The sequence below is a fragment of the Methylibium petroleiphilum PM1 genome (assembly GCF_000015725.1).
In the GTDB taxonomy this organism is placed as follows: domain Bacteria; phylum Pseudomonadota; class Gammaproteobacteria; order Burkholderiales; family Burkholderiaceae_C; genus Methylibium; species Methylibium petroleiphilum.
In genome coordinates this window covers 3687381-3705826 of the sequence record NC_008825.1, presented here as the reverse complement: position 1 = coordinate 3705826, position 18446 = coordinate 3687381, and the positions used below count along the sequence as shown (strand labels likewise).

The window sequence follows — 18446 nt, the reverse complement described above, 5'->3', positions numbered from 1 at the left end:
CGAACCGATCGGTGGCACACGGCTTGCGCCAAGTCGAGCATGCACGTCTGTTCGCCCGACCCTGCCGCCCTGCCGCCCGCCTCGGCGGCGCCTCGGGCCGTGCCGCGCCACGACGGCACGCCGTGGCAGGACCGTCTCACGCTGCTGCTCGAATCGACCGGGGACGGCATCTTCGGCATCGACATCGACGGCTGCTGCACTTTCATGAACCGCGCCGCCGCCCAGGGCCTGGGCTACCGCACCGAAGAGGTGCTCGGCCGCAACATGCATGCGCTGATCCACCACTCGCACGGCAACGGTGCGCATTACGCCGAGGCGGACTGTCCGATCTTCAACGCCTTCCGCCGCGGGCTGCCGTGCCGCATCGACCACGAGGTGCTGTGGCGCGCCGACGACAGCTCCTTTCAGGCCGAGTACTCGTCCTACCCCATCGTCGAGGCCGGCGCGGTGGTGGGTGCGGTGGTCACCTTCGTCGACATCACCGCGCGCAAGCAGGCCGAGGAACAGCTGGTGCGCGCCAAGCGCGAGCTCGAACGCACCAACGACCGGCTGGAGCAGCGCGTCGCCGAGCGCACCCGCGCGCTCAGCGACGCGCTCGCGCAGCGGCGCCGGCTCTCGGCCTACCTGGAGACGGTGCGCGAAGAGGAGCGCACCCGCATCGCCCGCGAGATCCACGACGAACTCGGCTCGCTGCTGGTGGCGCTGAAGATGGACGTCAACTGGCTCGAGAAGCGCGTCGCCGACCGCCTGCCGCTGGCCGCCAAGTGCGAGGGCATGGGCGCGCTGATCGACACCGCGGTCGACAAGGTCGGCCGCATCATCACCGACCTGCGGCCCAGCATCCTCGATCACCAGGGCCTGTGGGCCGCGCTGGAGTGGCAGGCCCAGGAGTGGCTGGAGAGCGCCGAGCTGGAGGCCGACATCCAGGTGCACGTGGCCGCCGGCGTCGCGCCGCCCGAGGGCGGGTCGGCGATCGCGGTGTTCCGCATCTTCCAGGAGCTGCTGTCGAACATCGCGCGGCATGCGAAGGCGCGTCGCGTCGGCATCCGCATCGTGGTCGATGCGCCGCCCGAGCCGGTGCTCTACCTCGATGTGCGCGACGATGGCGTCGGCACCACCGCCGAGGCGCTGAACGACCCGCGCAGCTACGGCGTGATGGGCATGCGCGAGCGCGCGGCACACTTCGGCGGGCGCCTCACGATCGACAGCGCGCCCGGCCAGGGCACGCTGGTGCGGTTGGTGATGCCGCTCGCGCCGGAGGAGCGGCCATGATCCGCGTCGTCATCTGCGACGACCACGTGATCGTGCGCCAGGGCATCAAGCAGATCCTGGCCGACGCCGGGGACATCGCGCTGGCCGGCGAAGCCGGCAACGGCCCCGACGCGATGACCCTGGTGCGCGCCGGCGCCGCCGCCGGCACGCCGCCCGACGTGGTGCTGCTCGACATCGCGATGCCGCAGCGCGACGGACTCGACGTGCTGAAGTCGCTGAAGGCCGAGTTCCCGAGGTTGCCGGTGCTGATGCTCAGCACCTATCCCGACCGGCAGTACGCGGTGCGCAGCCTCAAGCTCGGCGCGGCCGGCTACCTGAACAAGAGCGCCGACAGCGAGCAGATGATCGACGCCATCCGCAGGGTGGCGCAGGGCAAGCTCTTCATCACCCCCAGCGTCGCCGAGCAGCTGGCGGGCGCGGTGGGGGCCGGCATCGGCAGCAGGAAGGGCGGCGTCGGCGACGACGAGGCCCCGCTGCACGAGCGCCTGTCGCACCGCGAGTACCAGGTGTTCGGCCTGCTCGCGGCCGGCAAGAGCGTCGGCGAGATCGCCGAGCAGCTGGTGCTGTCGTCCAACACGGTGAGCACCTACCGCGCCCGCATCCTCGAGAAGACCGGGGTGCGCAACGACGTGGAGCTGGCGTTGTACGCGGTGCGGCAGGAGCTGATGCAGGTCTGACGGCGCGCGGCCGGGCGGCCGGTGGCGGAACGTGAGCTTGATCCAGGTCAGCCGCCGGCGAGTCGCGGCGCCGTTGCGCGCCGGCTGTGCCAGAGTGCGGCGTGTCCGATGCACTGGCCCGCGGGCCACCGACGCGCATGAAGCTCACCTTCCTCGGCGCCGCCGACACCGTCACCGGCTCGAAGCACCTGGTCGAGATGGGCGGCGCGCGCGTGCTGCTCGACTGCGGCCTGTTCCAGGGCTACAAGACGCTGCGCGAGCGCAACTGGGCGCCGCTGGCGGTGCCGCCGGCGCAGATCGACGCGGTCGTGCTGAGCCACGCCCACCTCGACCACTGCGGCTGGCTGCCGGTGCTGGTGAGGCAGGGATTCAAGGGCCCGGTGTATGCCTCCGCCGCCACGCGCGACCTCGCCGAGGTGCTGCTGCTCGACAGCGCCCACCTGCAGGAGGAGGACGCACGCCGCGCCAACCGCGGCGGCTGGTCGCGGCATGCGCCGGCCCTGCCGCTGTACGGCGTGGCCGACGCCAAGCGCGCCATCGCCCGCATCGGCGTGGCCCCGGCCGGGCGCGGTGTGCGCGTCGGCGACGCCCGCATCGAGTTCACCCCCGCCGGCCACCTGCTGGGGGCGATGTCGGTGAGCGTGCGCGCGAACGGCCGCACGCTGGTGTTCTCGGGCGATCTCGGTCGCGGCGACGACCTGCTGATGCCCGCGCCGGGCCGCGTGGCGCAGGCCGATGTGCTGCTGATCGAGTCGACCTATGGCAACCGCTGCCATCCGCGCGACGACGTGCAGGCGCATCTGGGCGAGATCGTGCGTGCCACGGTGCGCCGCGGCGGCAGCGTGCTGCTGCCGTCGTTCGCCGTCGGTCGCGCGCAGGCCCTGCTGCTGGTGCTGCAGCGGCTCAAGGCGGCCGGCGAGATCCCGGCCGACCTGCCGCTCTTTCTAGACAGCCCGATGGCGAGCACCGCGACCGCGCTGTACCAGCGCCACCGCAAGCTGCTGCGCATCACGCCGCGCGAGGCGGCCACGCTGACCGACGATGTGACGCTGGTCGCCGGGCCCGAGGCGTCCGAGCGCCTGACGCGCCAGCGCTGGCCCAAGGTCATCATCTCGGCCAGCGGCATGGCCACCGGCGGGCGCGTGCTGCACCACCTGAAGGCGCTGGCGCCCAACCCGCGCAACCACATCGTGTTCCCCGGCTTCCAGGTCGGCGGCACGCGCGGCGCGGCGCTGGTGGGCGGTGCGCGCGAGGTCAAGATCCACGGCGAGTACGTCGCGGTGAAGGCCACCGTGAGCCACCTCGAAGGCTTCTCCGGCCATGCCGATGCCGACGGGCTGATGGAGTGGTTGCGCGGCTTCGAGACACCGCCCGAGCGCTGCTTCGTCGTCCACGGCGAGCCGGTGGCGGCCGACACGCTGCGGCTGCGCATCCAGGACGAACTGGGCTGGCGCGTGTCGGTGCCGGAACACGGCGCGGCGCTGGACCTGTGAGCGGGGTCACGCTGCCGGACGGTGCCCTCGGCCTCGCGGTGGCCCTCGGTGCCGGCCTGCTGATCGGCGTCGAGCGCGAGCGCCGCAAGGGCCGCGGTCGGGACCGCGAAGCCGCGGGCCTGCGCAGCTTTGCCGTCGCGGCCGCCACCGGCGGCCTGGCGCAGTGGGTGCCGGTGCCCGGGCTGGTGATCGTCGGCGCCCTGCTGGTGGCCGGGCTGGCCGCGCTGTCGCACGCGAAGAGCCGTTCGCGCGATCCTGGCCTGACGACCGAGCTGGCGCTGTTCACCACCTACCTGATCGGCGTGCAGTCGGTCCTCTCGCCGGCCCTCGGGGCGGCCTGCGGTGCGGGGCTGGCGGTGCTGCTGGCAGCACGTGAACGCCTGCACCGCTTCGCAACCGAGCTGCTCAGCGAGCAGGAGTTGCACGATGGGCTGCTGCTGACGGCGCTGGCGCTCATCGTGCTGCCCCTGATCCCGGCGCGATCGCTCGATGCCCTGGGAGGGATCGATCCCCGCCCGCTCGCCGCCCTGGTGCTGCTGATCCTGGCGATGCAGGCGGCAGGCCAGGTGGCGCTGCGTGCGCTGGGACCGCGGGGCGGCGTGCTGGCAGCCGGGCTGGTGTCGGGCTTCGTGTCGAGCACTGCCACGGTGGCCTCGCTCGGCGGCCGGGCGCGCGAGCGGCCCGAGCAGGCGGCGCTGCTGGCGGGTGGGGCGGTGTTGTCGGGTGTGGCCACCTGGTTGCAGGCGTTGCTGATCAGCGTCCTGCTGTCGCCACCGGCCGCGGCGGCGCTGCTGCTGCCGGCGCTGGCCGGTGCGGCGGGTGCGCTGGCGGTCGGGCTGCTGTCGCTGCGCACGGCCGGGGCGGTGCACGAACCGCCGGCGGGTCCGCCGCGCAGCGCGCTGCGACCGCGGGAAGCCCTCGCGGTGGCACTGACGCTCGGCCTGGTCGCGCTGCTGGTGGGCAATGCGCAACGCCACTACGGCGATGTCGGACTGGAGCTGAGCGTGGTGCTCGCCGCGCTGGTCGATGCGCATGCGCCGATCGCATCGCTGGCCGCGCTGCACGCGGCGGGCGAACTGCCGACCGAGGCCCTGCTGCACGGCGTTCTGCTCGCCGTCAGCGCCAACACGATGACGCGCTGCGGTGTGGCGATGGTGGCAGGAGGTCGTGCCTACGCACTGCGCGTCGGGCTGGCGCTGACCGTCAGCCTGGCGCTCGCCTGGAGCGTCGCGTGGTGGTGAGCCGTCAGGTGCGATGGACCGCCCGGTCGGCCTGCTCCTGGCAGTCCAGGCAGTGGCGGGCCTCGGGCAGCGCACGAAGCCGCGGCAGACCGATCGGCTCGCCGCAGCGCTCGCAGTGACCGTAGCTGCCGGTGTTCAGCCGCTGCAGCGCGGCGCTCACCTCGTCGAGCTCGCGCTGCCAGTGGCTGATCAGCGTGATGTCGAGCTCGTCTTCGGCGTCGGCCGCCGCGCCTTCGCTGCCGGCGACGAAGGTGTTGCCGGTGGCCGCCGCGGGCTCGAGCAGCCGGGCGCGGTGGGCGCGCAGCTCATCGCGCAGTCGGGCCTCGCGGGCCAGCAGGTCGTCGCGGAGGTCCGCGCAGGGTCGGGTGTTCATGCGGAGGGTCCTCGAGATTTCAATGCAGCATCAGCAGCGGCAGCTTGCTGCGCACCATCACGCCCCGGGTCTGCGAGCCGAACAGCCACTCGCCGAACAGTCCGCGACCGTGCGTCACCATCACGATCAGATCGCAGCCGCGCTGGCGTGCGGCGTCCGCAATGGCGGCGTCGATCTCGTGGGCCTGCGCGAAGCAGCCGTCGAACGGAATGCCGGCGTCGCTGGCGCGCCGCTCGAACGCCGACAGCACGCCGCGTGCATGCTCGGCCGCGACCTGGGCGTGGGTCTCCAGGTCGCGCAGATAGCGGGCCGCGCTGTGGGTCGAACCCGCGGGGGGTGTGGGCGGCTCGGCGATGAACGCGGTGATCGACGCGCCGAGCTGGCGGGCGAAGTCGATGCTCGCCTGCATCGCGCGTTCCGACAGCGCGCTGCCGTCGACGGGAACCAGAAGGTGCTTGAACATGAGAAGGTGCCTCGATCGGAAGCCCGCCAGTCGTTCCAGTCTAGGAGCCGCGACGGCGCCCGGACTTGTCCAGGATCAAGTGCAGAGGCTGCGGGCGCGTGGTCCTTCGGGCGGCGTGCTTGATGCAGCGCAAGCCACGGCGCGGGGGGCTGGCTAGAGTGTTCCGGACGCCGCGCACGGAGCGCGAGCAAGGAATCGGAGGTACTCCATGCGCCCGACGCTGACGACTCTTCGGACGGTGAGCTCCGGCGCGCCTCGCGGTGTCTGCCCCGCCGGGCTCCAGGAACCGACCCGCAGCCTGTTGCGGCACCGCTTGATCGACCTGGAGCGCCGTCTGGTGGACATGGCCGAGACGATCACCACCCGCCTGTGCGATGGTGCAGCCATCGCCGAATCCGCCGCGCCGCGGCCCGACGCGGTCGTGCTCGGCGAGGTGCGCGCGGCGCTCGCGCGGTTCGAGACCGGGCGCTATGGTCATTGCGTCGAATGCGGCGCACCGATCGAGCCGGCGCGCCTGATCGAGCGGCCACAGGCCAGCCGCTGCGATGATTGCGAGCACGAACACGAACACGAACACCATGCCGGGCGTGCGGCCTATTCATGAACCGCCGCGATCCGTGGCCTCGGGCCGGGTGAGCGGCGCGAAGGCCCGCTGGTGCCGCACAGTGGGAGCGGCGGCGCTCGCCGCGGCCGGTGCGTCCGCGCTGCTGACGTCGTGTGCCCACCCGAAGGCGCCCGATGCGGACCCGCCGCGCATGCCGCCGGCAAGCTTTGCGCCGGCCCTGCGGCAGGGGCTCTCGGCGGCGGTGGGCGTGTTCGGTGTCGGCCTGGAGTATTCGGCCGCCGAACTGCAGAAGCCCGAGGCCCGGCGTCGCGTCGGTGCAGGACGCGTGGCCGACCGCATCGGCGCCGGCTTCGTGATCTCCGGCGCCGAGGGCCTGATCGTCACGGCCTCGCATGCGGTGGCCGGCAGCCAGCGCATTGCGGTCCGGCTGCCGGACCGGCGCATCGTCGCCGCCACGCTGGTGGGCGAGGACGAGATGGCCGACATCGCGCTGCTGCGCGTGCCGCTCGTGCTCCCGGAGCCGCCGCCACAGGGCCGTTCGGCGGCGCTGCGGCCAGGCGACTGGGTGCTGGCGGTGGGTGAGCCCTACGGACTGAACCGGTCGGTGGTGGCCGGCATCGTCGGCGGGACCGACCGTCATTTCGCGGAGGACCAGGAGCTGCTGTTCATCCAGAGCGACCTCGCCCTCAACCCGGGCAACTCGGGCGGACCGCTGCTCGACGGCAGCGGCGCGATCGTCGGCATGAACACCCGCACCGTCGTCGGCGCCGAGGGCTCCGGCGGCGTGAGCCTGTCGATCCCGATCGAGATCGTGATGCAGATCGTCGGCGAGCTGCGCGACCAGGGCCACGTTGCCCGGCCTCGGCTGGGCGCCGAGTTCGACGACGTGGCGCCTTTCGTCGCGCTGGACGCGCGCCGGGCCTATGCGTCCGGGGCGCGCGTCGGCGAGGTCGGCCTGGACTCGCTGGCCGAGCGCATCGGCCTGCAGGTGGGCGACATCATCGTCGGCATGAACGGCCGTCCCATCGGCCACAGCGGTGACCTGGCGCGGGCGCTGCTGGCCTGGCGCTCGGTCAGCGGCACGACGCTGACCGTGTTCCGCGAGCAGGCCTACCTGGAGCTGCGCCTGCAGTAGGCCGCCGTGTAGGGCCTCCCCTACAAAACATCGCCGCTGCGCACGATCGCGCGCGGCACACGCCTTCCCTAGCATCGATCCCGAGCCACAACGCAAGGGGTGCCCGATGAGTGATGCGCGCGATATCGACCCGTACGATGCCGACCGGCCGCTGCTGATGCGGTGCAGCTGCGGCCGCCACGGCTCCGCCGCCGAGCACGCGGCCGAGGACGCCAGCACCGAGCTGCGCCGCCGCAGCGAGACGGCCGACTTCGAGGCCGACTCGAATGCCTTCGTCGAGGCCACGCTGGTGAAGGCGCTGTTCCCGCAGGATGCGGTGCGGCGCCGTTTCCTGCGTGCGGTGGGCAAGGGCACGGCGATGGCGGCCATTGCCAGCGTGCTGCCGATCGCCCCGCTGCAGGCCCTGGCGCAGGCCGCCGCGGCGCCCGAGAAGAAGGACCTGAAGATCGGCTTCATCCCGATCACCTGCGCCACGCCGCTGATCATGGCCCACCCGCTGGGCTTCTACTCGAAGCAGGGCCTCAATGTGCAGGTGGTCAAGACGGCCGGCTGGGCGCTGATCCGCGACAAGATGCTCAACAAGGAGTACGACGCCACGCACTTCCTGAGCCCGATGCCGCTGGCCATCAGCATGGGCGTGGGCTCCAACGCCACGCCGATGAACGTGGCGACGATCCAGAACACCAACGGCCAGGCGATCACGCTGCACGTCAAGCACAAGGACAAGCGCGACCCGAAGGACTGGAAGGGCTTCAAGTTCGCGGTGCCGTTCGAGTACTCGATGCACAACTTCCTGCTGCGCTACTACGTGGCCGAGGCCGGGCTGGACCCGGACCGCGACATCCAGATCCGCGTGGTGCCGCCGCCGGAGATGGTGGCCAACCTGCGCGCCGGCAACATCGACGGCTACCTCGGCCCGGATCCCTTCAACCAGCGAGCGGTGTTCGAGGAGGTGGGCTTCCTGCACCTGCTGACCAAGGACCTGTGGAACGGCCACCCGTGCTGCGCCTTCGGCACCAGCACCGAGTTCATCCAGCAGAACCCCAACACCTTCGCGGCGCTCTACCGCGCGGTGCTCACCGCCGCGGCGATGGCACGCAAGCCCGAGAACCGCGAGCTGATCGCCAAGGTGATCTCGCCGCAGGCCTACCTGAACCAGCCCGAGACGGTGGTGGCGCAGGTGCTGACCGGCCGGTTCGCCGACGGCCTGGGCAACGTGAGGAACGTGCCCGACCGCGCCGACTTCGACCCCATCCCCTGGCAGAGCATGGCCGTGTGGATGCTCACGCAGATGAAGCGCTGGGGCTACGTGAAGGGCGACGTGAACTACCGGCAGATCGCCGAGAAGGTGTTCCTGCTGACCGACGCCAGGAAGACGATGAAGCAGCTCGACCAGAAGGTGCCCGACGGCGCGTACCCGAAGTTCACGATCATGGGCAAGGTGTTCGACCCCGAGCAGCCCGAGCCCTACCTCGGCAGCTTCGCGATCAAGCGCACCTGAGCGGATCGGACGGCCATGGACGGAACCCGTTCGCTCGACCTGCGCGCCGGCCTGCTGTCTGCGCTGATCCTCGCGCTGCTGCTGGGCGTGTGGCAGCTCGCCACGCGGCCGGCGGCGGGCAGCGCGGCGGCGCCGGCCGCGACGATGACGCCGGAACAGATCGAGTACGCCCGCCTGCTCGGCAAGGAGCCGGGTGCCGAGGCCGGCTCGACCGCCGGCCGCTCCGGCTTCCCGACACCGGCCCAGCTGGGCAGCAAGATGGTCGAGCACCTGTCGCGCCCGTTCTACGACAACGGCCCGAACGACAAGGGGATCGGCCTGCAGCTTGCCTATTCGCTGGGGCGGGTGGGGCTGGGCTTCGCGCTGGCGGCCCTGGTCGCGATCCCGCTGGGCTTCCTGATCGGCATGAGCCCGCTGGTCTACCGTGCGCTCGATCCGTTCATCCAGGTGCTCAAGCCGATCTCGCCGCTGGCCTGGATGCCGCTGGCGCTCTACACGATCAAGGACTCGTCGATCAGCGGCATCTTCGTGATCTTCATCTGCTCGGTCTGGCCGATGTTGATCAACACCGCCTTCGGCGTGGCCGGCGTGCGGCGCGAATGGCTCAACGTGGCCAGGACGCTGGAGGTGAGCCCGCTGCGCAAGGCCTTCGAGGTGATCCTCCCGGCGGCGGCGCCCACCATCCTGACGGGCATGCGCATCAGCATGGGCATCGCCTGGCTGGTGATCGTGGCCGCCGAGATGCTGGTCGGCGGCACCGGCATCGGCTACTTCGTGTGGAACGAGTGGAACAACCTGTCGCTCACCAACGTGATCTTCGCGATCCTGGTGATCGGTGTGGTCGGCATGCTGCTGGACCTGCTGTTCGCGCGGGCGCAGAAGGCGGTGACGTATGTGGATTGACCTCCTTCGTTGTTCGCGGGCCGCTTCGGCGTGCGGCCCGAGGGCGGTGGCCTGCGCGAGCTTCACTGTGCCGCCTTCGCCTGCCGGCGAAGGTCCGCTGCGCTGCTCGCTCCGCGAGGGCGCCCGCACAGCCCACCGCCCTCGGGCCGGGATGCAGCGGAGGGATTCGACCACTGCAACGCACGGTGCGTCTGGCAAGGGTGAGGCTGAGGCCGCGGGCGCGCCTCTGGTACCCCAGCGAAGCGACCGCGGCCTCAGCCTCACCCTTGCGTGCTCGGTGCAAGCAAGCCAGATGCGCAAGACCGGCCCATGCCCATGAACTCACCCACCCCCTTCCTCAAGATCGAGGGCCTGGCCAAGACCTACCCCGGCTCCTCCGAGCCGGTGTTCGACGGCGTCAACTTCGGCGTTGCGAAGGGCGAGTTCGTCTGCATCGTCGGCCACAGCGGTTGCGGCAAGACCACCATCCTCAACGTGCTCGCGGGCCTGGAGCAGGCGAGCGCCGGCCACGTGTTCATGGACGGCCGCGAGGTCGCCGGCCCGAGCCTCGAGCGTGGCGTGGTCTTCCAGGGCCATGCGCTGATGCCCTGGCTCAGCGTGCGCCGCAACATCGCCTTCGCGGTGCGCAGCAAGTGGCCCGACTGGGCCGCGTCGCAGGTCGAGGCGCAGGTCGAGAAGTACGTGACGATGGTCGGCCTGGGGCATGCCATCGACAAGAAACCGTCGGCCCTGTCGGGCGGCATGAAGCAGCGCGTGGGCATCGCGCGCGCCTTCGCGATCGAACCCAAGATGCTGCTGCTCGACGAACCCTTCGGTGCGCTCGACGCGCTGACGCGCGGCAGCATCCAGGACGAACTGCTGAAGATCTGCGCCGAGACGCACCAGACCGTCTTCATGATCACGCACGACGTCGACGAGGCCATCCTGCTGGCCGACAAGATCCTGCTGATGAGCAACGGCCCGCAGGCGCGGGTGGCCGAGATCGTGCGCAACACCATGCCGCGCGACCGCCAGCGCGCCACGCTGCACCACGACCCGCAGTACTACCGCATCCGCAACCACCTGGTCGACTTCCTCGTCGCGCGCTCGAAGGACCTGGCGCACGGTCGCGCGCCGGCGTTTCCACCCGAAGTGCATCCGGGCGTCGATGCCTGGCCGGAGGCCGACACCGAACCCGCCGCGCTGGTCACCGGCGTGGCCTCGCCGAACCGGGTGCCGCTGCAGCGAGTGGTGTGAGCGATGTCATCCGCTCGTCCACGCACGCCCTCGATCACCCCTCCCTTTGTCCCACCCCACCGGAGCACGCCATGAGCCGTCTCGAAGTCACCGAAAAGATCGTCGCCACCAAGGTGGCCAAGGGCCTGAAGTGGTCCGATATCGCCGCCAAGGTCGGCCTCAGCAAGGAATGGACGACGGCGGCCTGCCTCGGCCAGATGACGCTGACGAAGGAGCAGGCCGGCATCGTCGGCGAGATCTTCAGCCTCAGCGATGCCGAACAGAAGTGGCTGATGGTGGTGCCCTACAAGGGCTCGCTGCCCACCACCGTGCCCACCGACCCGCTGATCTACCGCTTCTACGAACTGGTCAGCGTGTACGGCACGACCTTCAAGGAACTGATCCACGAGGAGTTCGGCGACGGCATCATGAGCGCGATCGATTTCAAGATGGACCTGCAGCGCGAGCCCCACCCTGCCGGCGACCGGGTCAGCATCACGATGAGCGGGAAGTTCCTTCCCTACAAAACATACTGACGGCAGGATCTGCGTCATGACCACCGAGACCCGACCGCCCGTTCCGCCCTTCACCGTGGAGAGCGCAAGCCGGAAGGTGCGCCTGGCCGAGGACGCCTGGAACACCCGCGATCCCGACGTGGTGGTGCGCGTCTATACCGAGGACACGCGCTGGCGCAACCGAAGCGAATTCCCGTTCGGCCGCGAGCAGGTGCGCGCCTTCCTGCAGCGCAAGTGGGCGCGCGAGCTGGACTACCGGCTGATCAAGGAGCTGTGGGCCTGCGACGGCCCGCGTATCGCGGTGCGTTTCGCCTACGAATGGCGCGACGACTCGGGCCAGTGGTTCCGCAGCTATGGCAACGAGAACTGGGAGTTCACGCCGCAAGGCCTGATGGCACGCCGCTACGCGAGCATCAACGACCTGCCGATCGTCGAGGGCCAGCGTCTCTTCAAGTGGCCGCTCGGACGGCGCCCCGACGATCACGCCGGCTTGAGCGAACTGGGGCTCTGACGCGGCGGCGTCGCTCGCGCGCACCGCGCGTTCAGCGTGGTGGCGGCGCCTCGGTCGGGAAGTGGCGCCCGGTCCACTCCTTCATGCCGCCGTCCACATAGCTCACGTTGGTGTAGCCCTGCGCCTGCAGCATCGCGGCCAGCTTGCTGGAGCGGTTCTGCGTGCGGCAGATCAGCAGCACCGGCCGGGCCGGATCGCGCGGGATCTCGGACTGCCGCTCCTTGATCTGGCTCAGTGGCAGGCGCAGTGCGCCCGGCGCGACGCCGGTCGCGGCGTGCTCGTCCGGTTCGCGGATGTCGATCAGCAGGGCCTGGCCGGCGGCCGCGGCGGTGCGCGCCGTTTCCAGGTCGACCTTCGGTGCGGCAGGCAGCGCCTGCGCGCGGGCGGCGGCCGGCAGGGTCAGCGCGGCGCAGGCCGCCGCCTGCAACAGCGCCCGCCGTGCGATGCGGGCATGTGGATTCGGGGTCGGGGTCATGGCGCCTCCTGCTCGGCCTTGCGCTGGCGCCACAGCTTACGCCTGCGCGGACGGCGGGCGCGGTACCAGTTCGCGCTGCACGGCCATGGCGGTGGCGCGCGGCACGATCGGGCGGCCACGCGCCTCCAGGTGGGCGCGCGTGAACGCGGCACCGAACAGCAGGATCAGCGACGAGTAGTTGACCCACACCAGCAGCAGCACCAGCGAGCCGGCCGCGCCGTAGGCCGAGCCGGTGGCGGTGTGGGTGAGGTAGAGCGCGATCAGCGAGCGCCCGATCGTGAACAGACCCGCGGTGACGGCCGCGCCCATCCACACGTCGCGCCAGGCCAGCACCACGTCGGGCAGGATGCGGAACATCGCGGCGAACAGCAGCGTCACCACCCCCAGCGACAGGCCGATGTCCAGCAGGCCCAGCGTCCAGGCCGGCACCGGCAGCCAGGCCTCGGCGAACACCATCACCGCACGCACCGCCACGCTGAGCAGCAGCGAGACCAGCAGCACGAAGCCGATCGCCAGCACCACGGTGAGCGACAGCACGCGGGTCTTGACGAGCAGCAGCAGCGTGTTGCGCGAGGGGCTGGGCGCGACCGACCAGATCGCGTTGAGCGACTTCTGCAGCTGCGCGAACACCGTGGTCGCGCCCAGCAGGATCAGCCCGAAGCCCAGCAGCGTGGGCCACAGGCCGTTGCGCTCGAAGCGCGCGCCGGCCACCGCCGACTGCACGAAGCCGGCGGCCTGCGCGCCGATCACGGCCTCGAGCTGCGCCATCAGCTGGCCCTGCGCGGCCTGCTCGCCGAGCACCAGGCCGATGACCGCGACCGCGACGATGACCACCGGCGCGATCGAGAACACCGTGAAGAAGGCCAGCGCCGCGGCGTACACGAAGGCCTGGCTGTCCAGCCAGTAGCGGGCCGCGCTGCGGACGACGGCGAACCAGTCGCGGAGGAGCTCGGGCATGGGCGCATTGTGCCGCCGAGCCCCGGGCGCCGGACCGGCCTACATCACGGTGGCGTGCGGATGCAGCGGGTGGTCCAGCGTGTCGGCGATCAGCCGCAGCGCGGCGTCGCAGTCCTCGCGCGTCAGCGGGCCGCCGAGGCAGATGCGCACCGCGTCCGGCGGATCGCCGTCGGTCGAGAAGGCGGCGCTGGCCACCACGCCGACGCCCTGGGTGCGCAGGTAGGACGCGAACTCCACCGTGCTCCACGAAGAGGACAGCGGCAGCCAGAGGTGGAAGCCCTCCGGCTGCGCCTGCACCGCGTGGCGCGCCAGGTGGCGGGCCGCCATCGCCTGCCTGGCGATCGACTCGTTGCGGATCGCCTGCAGCATCGCCTGCGCGCTGCCGTCGACGACCCAGCGGGTGGCCAGCGCATTGGTCACCGGCGACGCCATCACCGTGGTGGCGCGCAGCGCGCCGGCCAGCCGCTGGGCCTGGCGTTCGCTGGGCGCACTGACGTAGGCGGTGCGCAGGCCCGCGCCGAGACACTTGCTGAAACCGGTGACGTAGTAGGTGAGCTCCGGCGCCAGCAGCGCCAGCGGCGGCGGCACCTCGCGCGGCAGCATCGAGTAGGCGTCGTCCTCGACGATCGGCACGCTGTAGCGCAGCGCGATGTCGGCCAGCGCCTCGCGCCGCCGCTTCGAGGTGGTGAGCGTGGTCGGGTTCAGCAGCGTCGGGTTGCAGTACAGCGCCTTGGGCTTGAGGGTCTTGCAGGCCTGTTCGAAGTCGGCCGCACTCGGGCCTTCGTCGTCGAGCGCCAGCGCGTGCAGCTGCACGCCGAGCTGGGTGGCGATCGCCTTGATGCCCGGGTAGGTGAGCGACTCCACGCACACCAGCTCGCCCGGCCGCGCCAGCTGCGACACCAGTGCGGCCAGCGCGCTGTGGATGCCGGGGCAGACCAGCACGCGCTCGGCGCTGCAGTCCGGCAAACGGTGGCGCAGCCACTGCACCGCGGCGTCCTTGTCCTCGGGCGAGCCGCCGAAATCCTGATAGCGCATCAGCGTGTACAGGTCGCTGCGGGCCATCAGCTCGCGGGCGCTGTCGCGCAGGCGCTCGACCAGCGCCGGGTCCTCGGGCTCCGGCGGCAGGTTCATCGTCATCTCCGCGCCGCTGCCGCCGCGCAGCGGCACGGCCGGGCTGCGCCCGCGCACGTAGGTGCCCATGCCGGGACGCGAGTCGATCAGCCCGCGCTTGCGCGCCTCGCCATAGGCGCGCGCCACCGTGGTGTAGTTGAGCCGCAGGCTGTCGGCCAACTGGCGCAGCGTGGGCAGGCGCTCCTGCGCGCCGAGCCGGCCGGTGCGCAGGTCCTCGGCGATCAGGTCGGCGATCAGCAGGTAGGCGGGCCGGTCGCTGCCCTCGAGTCGGCGCAGCCAGTGCTGCATGGGTTTGGCGGCGGCCATGGGGATGAAGGGCGAGGGCAGGGGGTCGGGATGGCGCATTGATTGCATCGTTCATGCCATCACCGGGTGGCCCGCGGCGAGCGACGGTGCCCAGGTGCGGTGCGCCGTGGGCCGTTGATCGGAGGCATTGATCGCATCGCGGCGCCTCACGCCGGTGCGTGCATTCCCCTGTGGAAAAGGGGTCTTTCCACGCCCCGGCGAGCCTTCGAAAAAAGAAGCGGTCGACGGCGACCGCGCCGCGGCTTCTTGATCGCCCATTGATCGCATCGCCGGGCTGCACGGCGGGGCCGCCGTGGCACACCGCGTGCAAAGAGCCGGCTGCGCTCAGCGCCTTTCTTTCCTCCTTCGACCCCTGTCAACCGCCAACCGCCAACGGAGTCCGCCATGCCCAAAGTCACCCGCCCCGCCAACGAGAAAGGCGAGTTCCTCGTCGACTACGAAGAGAAGGTCTTCGAGGACGTGAAGGCCGCCCCGGGCGAGAAGGCCCTGGTCACCTTCCACACCGTCGCCTTCGAAGGCTCGATCGGCTTCGTCAACCTGCTGCAGGCCACGCGGCTGCAGCGCAAGGGCTTCGAGACCTCGGTGCTGCTCTACGGCCCCGGCGTGACGCTGGGTGTCAAGCGCGGCTTCCCGACGCTCGGCGACGAGGCCTTCCCCGGTCACCAGAACTTCAACAACCAGATCGCCAAGTTCATCGCCGAGGGCGGGAAGGTCTACGCCTGCCGCTTCGCGCTGCAGGCGCTCTACGGCCACGGCGAGGGCGCGCTGATCGAGGGCATCCGCCCGATCAGTCCGCTGGACGTGCTGGACATCATCCTGCTGCACCGCAAGGCCGACGCCTTCATCCTCGACACCTGGACACTTTGAACACCCCGTTGCGGCTGCGCCGCTCCCCCTCGAAGGGGGCGACGCTGGCGGGCCGGCGGAGCCGGACCCGCGGCGTCCACTCGGTGGGCCGTGCCTCGGCCTGCGCCCGGCTTCTCGTCGAACCGTCATGGAGATCCTGAGATGAGTCCCCCTCGCACCGTCCGCGCTGCCGCGGTCCAGATCGCGCCCGATCTCGAGCGGCCCGAGGGCACGCTCGAGCGCGTGCTCGCGGCGATCGACGAGGCGGCCGGGCGCGGCGCGGGGATCGTGGTGTTCCCCGAAACCTTCGTGCCCTACTACCCCTACTTCTCGTTCGTGCTGCCGCCGGTGCTGCAGGGCGCGCCGCACCTGCGGCTGATGGAGCACGCGGTGGTGGTGCCCGGGCCGGTCACGCAGGCGGTCGGCGAGCGGGCCCGCGCGCGCGGCATCGTCGTCGTGCTCGGCGTCAACGAGCGAGACCACGGCAGCCTCTACAACACCCAGCTGGTGTTCGACGCCGACGGTGCGCTGATCCTGAAGCGCCGCAAGATCACCCCGACCTATCACGAGCGCATGGTCTGGGGCCAGGGCGACGGCGCCGGGCTGAAGGTGGTGGACAGCGCGGTCGGCCGCGTCGGCGCGCTGGCCTGCTGGGAGCACTACAACCCGCTGGCGCGCTACGCGCTGATGACGCAGCACGAGGAGATCCACTGCGCGCAGTTTCCCGGCTCGATGGTCGGGCAGATCTTCGCCGACCAGATGGCGGTGACGATTCGCCACCACGCGCTGGAGTCGGGCTGCTTCGTCGTCAACGCCACCGGCTGGCTGACCGACGCGCAGATCGCCGCGATCACGCCCGACGCCGGCCTGCAGAAGGCGCTGCGCGGCGGCTGCCACACCGCCATCGTCTCGCCCGAGGGCAAGGACCTGTGCACGCCGCTGACCGAGGGCGAGGGCATCGTCTATGCCGACCTCGACATGGCGCTGATCGCCAAGCGCAAACGCATGATGGACTCGGTGGGCCACTACGCGCGCCCCGAGCTGCTGAGCCTCCTGATCGACGACCGCCCGGCCACGACCTCGACGTCGATGACCGCGGCCGCCCTTGCCCCTGCCGTTCCCGCGACCTTCCGGAGTTCCTCCCATGAGCACGCCGCCCCTCAGCCCCGCCACGCCCCTGTCGCCGGAGAGCCGCCGGCTGATGACCGAGCTGCAGTCCTTCGGGTTGCGGCTGGCTGACCCGGGTTCGCCGAACGCCGGCGTCGCCAGCCGGCGCGGCGGCGCGGGGCCGTCGGACCACAAGGCGGTGACGGTCGACGGCCACACGATCATGGTGCCGGTGCACACCCACGGCGCCTGGGCCTCGCCCTTCGTCGCCGAGGCGCCCGACGCCGACGGCACGAGCCGTCTGACGCGCGGCAGCATCCCGATCGCGCGCGTCGCCTTCCCGAAGGCGCCGCGCTTCTATGCGCTGCAGACCTTCGACGGCGTGCCGTACTCGCACATCGCCACGCTGCACGGCTCGGACGTGCTGGCGACCACGGTGCTGCAGACCTGCATCCGCTACGAGAGCCGCCGCAAGACCTGCAAGTTCTGCGCGATCGGCCAGAGCCTCGCGGCCGGCCGCACGGTGGCGCACAAGACGCCGGAGCAGCTCGCCGAGGTGGCGCGCGCCGCGGTGCTGCTCGACGGCGTGAAGCACATGGTCATGACCACCGGCACGCCGCCCACGCCCGACCGCGGCGCGCAGGTGCTGTGCGACAGCGCATTCGCCATCCGTGCGGCGGTCGACCTCCCGATCCAGGCGCAGTGCGAACCGCCGGATACCGACCAGTGGTTCGTGCGCATGAAGGCCGCCGGCATCGACACACTGGGCATGCACCTCGAGGTGGTGACGCCCGAACTGCGCGAACGCGTCATGCCGGGCAAGGCCACCGTGCCGGTCGAGCGCTACCTGGAGAGCTTCGAGGCGGCGGTCGGCGTGTTCGGCCGCGGTCAGGTGTCGACCTACATCCTCGCCGGCCTGGGCGACACGCGCGAGGCCATCCTCTCGATCGCCGAGAAGCTGGTGGCGCTGGGTGTCTACCCCTTCGTCGTGCCCTTCGTGCCGATCAGCGGCACGCCGCTCGAGGACCATCCGTCGCCGAGCCCCGAGTTCATGAAGGCTGTGCTGGAGCCGCTGGGTGCGATGGTGAGCGCCGGCGGGCTGCGCTCGGCCGACATCAAGGCGGGTTGCGGCAAGTGCGGGGCGTGCTCCTCGTTGTCGGTCTACGAATCATGATGCGCACCGCTCCCACGGCCCCCGAGCCGATGTGCGACCTGCCCACCGCCTTCACCCCCTGCGAGTTCCGCGTCAAGTGGGCCGATGGTGCCTGGGAGATCAACGAGGCGCGGCGCCTGCGCCGCCTGGTGTTCTGCATCGAGCAGGGCCTGTTCGGCGGCGGCGACGACATCGACGCGATCGATGCACATGCGCAGCCGCTGGTGGCGCTGTCCTGCGTGGGCGGCATGAGCGACCAGGTGGTCGGCACGGTGCGCATCCATCCTGGCCAGAACGAGGGCGACGAGGGCGTGTGGTGGGGCTCGCGCCTCGCGGTGCACCCGGCCTTCCGCAGCCACGGCCGGCTCGGTGCGACGCTGATCCGGCTGGCGGTGAGCAGCGCACGCGCGCGCGGCGCGCGCCTCTTCCTGGCGCACGTGCAGGCACAGAACCGCCCGCTGTTCGAGCGGCTGCACTGGCAGTGGCTGAAGGACGAGACGCTGCACGGCCGACCGCACGGCCTGATGCAGGCCGATCTGGCGCACTACCCGCCCTGCCACGATCCGCTGACCGGCTACGTGGCGCAGAGCCGGGCCCGCGCCTGACG

At 71.3% G+C, this 18446-nt stretch carries 20 protein-coding genes; 15 read left to right on the top strand and 5 right to left on the bottom strand.

All coding sequences use genetic code 11. The annotated features are described in order from the left end of the window. Positions 1–39 precede the first annotated feature (39 nt). From MPE_RS17675 to MPE_RS17660, 4 genes are all read left to right on the top strand, one after another. Entirely contained in the window at positions 40–1272 is a 1233-nt protein-coding gene (locus MPE_RS17675; RefSeq protein WP_011831068.1) for a sensor histidine kinase, read from the top strand. Continuing rightward, on the top strand, positions 1269–1949 hold the full coding sequence (locus MPE_RS17670) for a response regulator (protein WP_011831067.1): 681 nt from the start codon (positions 1269–1271) through the stop codon (positions 1947–1949). Before MPE_RS17675 ends, MPE_RS17670 begins: the two co-directional genes overlap by 4 nt. A 137-nt stretch (positions 1950–2086) precedes the next feature. Then, entirely contained in the window at positions 2087–3442 is a 1356-nt protein-coding gene (locus MPE_RS17665) for an MBL fold metallo-hydrolase RNA specificity domain-containing protein (protein ID WP_041929746.1), read from the top strand. After that, positions 3439–4683, top strand: a complete 1245-nt coding sequence (locus MPE_RS17660) for an MgtC/SapB family protein (RefSeq protein WP_011831065.1) — start codon at positions 3439–3441, stop codon at positions 4681–4683. The genes MPE_RS17665 and MPE_RS17660 overlap by 4 nt, the downstream gene beginning before the upstream one ends. A 4-nt stretch (positions 4684–4687) precedes the next feature. Here MPE_RS17660 and MPE_RS22885 read toward each other — a convergent pair whose 3' ends face one another. Both MPE_RS22885 and MPE_RS17650 read right to left on the bottom strand, forming a co-directional pair. Continuing rightward, on the bottom strand, positions 4688–5056 hold the full coding sequence (locus MPE_RS22885; protein ID WP_011831064.1) for a TraR/DksA family transcriptional regulator: 369 nt from the start codon (positions 5054–5056) through the stop codon (positions 4688–4690). A gap of 19 nt (positions 5057–5075) precedes the next feature. Then, on the bottom strand, positions 5076–5519 hold the full coding sequence (locus MPE_RS17650) for a universal stress protein (RefSeq protein ID WP_011831063.1): 444 nt from the start codon (positions 5517–5519) through the stop codon (positions 5076–5078). A gap of 208 nt (positions 5520–5727) precedes the next feature. Here MPE_RS17650 and MPE_RS17645 point away from each other — a divergent pair, with 208 nt between their 5' ends. The 7 genes from MPE_RS17645 to MPE_RS17615 all read left to right on the top strand — a co-directional run bounded on the left by MPE_RS17645 (position 5728) and on the right by MPE_RS17615 (position 11864). After that, on the top strand, positions 5728–6123 hold the full coding sequence (locus tag MPE_RS17645; protein WP_011831062.1) for a TraR/DksA family transcriptional regulator: 396 nt from the start codon (positions 5728–5730) through the stop codon (positions 6121–6123). Positions 6124–6136: 13 nt separating this feature from the next. Further along, positions 6137–7219: a S1C family serine protease gene (locus MPE_RS17640; protein ID WP_049820838.1), complete on the top strand. Its 1083-nt coding sequence runs from the start codon at positions 6137–6139 to the stop codon at positions 7217–7219. Between the two features lie 106 nt (positions 7220–7325). Then, on the top strand, positions 7326–8720 hold the full coding sequence (locus tag MPE_RS17635; RefSeq protein ID WP_011831060.1) for a CmpA/NrtA family ABC transporter substrate-binding protein: 1395 nt from the start codon (positions 7326–7328) through the stop codon (positions 8718–8720). Positions 8721–8735: 15 nt separating this feature from the next. Next, on the top strand, positions 8736–9623 hold the full coding sequence (ntrB, locus tag MPE_RS17630) for a nitrate ABC transporter permease (RefSeq protein ID WP_011831059.1): 888 nt from the start codon (positions 8736–8738) through the stop codon (positions 9621–9623). A gap of 309 nt (positions 9624–9932) precedes the next feature. After that, positions 9933–10859 (top strand): ABC transporter ATP-binding protein, encoded by a 927-nt coding sequence (locus MPE_RS17625; protein WP_011831058.1) that lies wholly within the window; start codon positions 9933–9935, stop codon positions 10857–10859. A 71-nt stretch (positions 10860–10930) separates the two neighbouring features. Further along, on the top strand, positions 10931–11374 hold the full coding sequence (gene cynS, locus MPE_RS17620) for a cyanase (RefSeq protein ID WP_011831057.1): 444 nt from the start codon (positions 10931–10933) through the stop codon (positions 11372–11374). A 16-nt stretch (positions 11375–11390) separates the two neighbouring features. After that, complete coding sequence (locus tag MPE_RS17615; protein WP_011831056.1) at positions 11391–11864, top strand: nuclear transport factor 2 family protein; 474 nt, start codon at positions 11391–11393, stop codon at positions 11862–11864. 31 nt (positions 11865–11895) lie between these two features. Here the strand turns inward: MPE_RS17615 and MPE_RS17610 are convergent, their stop codons facing one another. From MPE_RS17610 to MPE_RS17600, 3 genes are read right to left on the bottom strand one after another with little or no spacing between them, the layout of a single operon-like run. Next, the gene (locus MPE_RS17610) at positions 11896–12339 is read right to left on the bottom strand and encodes a rhodanese-like domain-containing protein (RefSeq protein ID WP_011831055.1); all 444 of its coding nucleotides are present in this window, start codon (positions 12337–12339) and stop codon (positions 11896–11898) included. Between the two features lie 36 nt (positions 12340–12375). After that, entirely contained in the window at positions 12376–13296 is a 921-nt protein-coding gene (locus MPE_RS17605) for a YihY/virulence factor BrkB family protein (protein WP_011831054.1), read from the bottom strand. A gap of 39 nt (positions 13297–13335) precedes the next feature. Further along, positions 13336–14733, bottom strand: a complete 1398-nt coding sequence (locus tag MPE_RS17600) for an aminotransferase-like domain-containing protein (protein WP_231497665.1) — start codon at positions 14731–14733, stop codon at positions 13336–13338. 384 nt (positions 14734–15117) lie between these two features. On the opposite strand from MPE_RS17600, the gene MPE_RS17595 reads away from it, so the two are divergent. The 4 genes from MPE_RS17595 to MPE_RS17580 all read left to right on the top strand — a co-directional run bounded on the left by MPE_RS17595 (position 15118) and on the right by MPE_RS17580 (position 18444). Next, positions 15118–15600: an MSMEG_0572/Sll0783 family nitrogen starvation response protein gene (locus MPE_RS17595; RefSeq protein WP_011831052.1), complete on the top strand. Its 483-nt coding sequence runs from the start codon at positions 15118–15120 to the stop codon at positions 15598–15600. Between the two features lie 141 nt (positions 15601–15741). Beyond that, positions 15742–16818: a Nit6803 family nitrilase gene (locus MPE_RS17590; RefSeq protein WP_011831051.1), complete on the top strand. Its 1077-nt coding sequence runs from the start codon at positions 15742–15744 to the stop codon at positions 16816–16818. Further along, a complete protein-coding gene (locus MPE_RS17585; RefSeq protein ID WP_011831050.1) occupies positions 16781–17860 on the top strand; it encodes an MSMEG_0568 family radical SAM protein in 1080 nt (359 codons plus the stop codon). Before MPE_RS17590 ends, MPE_RS17585 begins: the two co-directional genes overlap by 38 nt. Further along, positions 17857–18444, top strand: a complete 588-nt coding sequence (locus tag MPE_RS17580; RefSeq protein ID WP_011831049.1) for an MSMEG_0567/Sll0786 family nitrogen starvation N-acetyltransferase — start codon at positions 17857–17859, stop codon at positions 18442–18444. Before MPE_RS17585 ends, MPE_RS17580 begins: the two co-directional genes overlap by 4 nt. Positions 18445–18446: the final 2 nt, after the last annotated feature.